Here is a 1214-nt window from a genome sequence, read left to right as displayed (position 1 = left end):
CTCACCCCCACCGCAGAGAGCGGGGAGGTGCTGGTGGTGGTGGACCAGTTCGAGGAGGTGTTCACCCTCTGCCGCGACCCCGACCAGCGCGAGGGGTTCCTGCGCCTGCTCCTGGCCGCCCGTAACGAGGAGAGCCGGCTGCGGGTGCTGTGCGCGGTCCGCGCCGACTTCTACCGCCACTGCGCCGAGCACCCCGACCTCGCCGGCGCCCTGCGCGACGCCCACCTCCTCGTCCCTCCCATGACCCGCACCGAACTCCGCGACGCCATCGTCCGCCCCGCCACCACCACCGGCCTCATCATCGAACGCGACCTCACCCAACGCCTCGTCGACACCGTCGCCGACCGCCCCGGCGCCCTCCCCCTCCTCTCCCACACCCTCCTCGAAACCTGGCACCGCCGCTCCGGCCGCACCCTCACCCTCCACGCCTACGAAGAAACCGGCGGCCTCGACCAGGCCATCGCCACCACCGCCGAACACCTCTACACCCACCTCACCCCCACCCAGCAGGACCACACCCGCCACCTCCTCCTACGCCTCATCACCCCCGGCGACACCAACGCCCCCGACACCCGCCGCCCCCTCACCCCCACCGAACTCACCGCCCTCCACACCACCCCCGACACCCGCACCGTCATCGAAACCCTCACCCACGCCCGCCTCGTCACCCTCGACGACAACACCCTCGAACTCACCCACGAAACCCTCCTCACCGCCTGGCCCCGCCTGCGAGGCTGGACCGACGAAGCCCGCGAACGCCTCCACATCCACCGCGCCCTCACCCACGCCGCCACCACCTGGCACACCCTCGACCGCGACCCCGGCGCCCTCTACCGCGGCACCCGCCTCACCCAGGCCGAGGAACACCTCACCCCCCACCACCTCACCCCCCTCGAACACACCTTCCTCACCACCAGCACCACCACCCGCGACCACGAACACCACACCACCCGACGCACCACCCAACGCCTCCGCCGCCTGCGCACCGTCCTCACCCTCATCGCCGCCATCGCCCTCCTCGCCGCCACCATCGCCTGGCAGGAAAACCACGCCCGCGACCGCCAGAACCTCCACGACGAAGCCCGCCGCATCGCCACCCTCGCCACCACCCTCCGCCAGAGCGACCCCACCACCGCCATGCGCCTCGCCCTCGCCGCCCACCACACCGCCGACCTCCCCGAAACCCGCGCCGCCCTCACCACCGCCGCCACCCA

General features: G+C 72.5%; 1 protein-coding gene. It reads left to right on the top strand.

All coding sequences use genetic code 11. The features are described from left to right. Nucleotides 1-1214, top strand: a 1214-nt coding sequence (locus SYYSPA8_RS37055; protein ID WP_456115175.1) for an nSTAND1 domain-containing NTPase, incomplete at both ends; no start/stop codon positions are given.

The sequence above is a fragment of the Streptomyces yaizuensis genome, from assembly GCF_034961445.1.
Taxonomy (GTDB): domain Bacteria; phylum Actinomycetota; class Actinomycetes; order Streptomycetales; family Streptomycetaceae; genus Streptomyces; species Streptomyces yaizuensis.
Note: the sequence above shows the minus strand (reverse complement) of the source record. Positions and strands in the feature narration are given on the sequence as shown.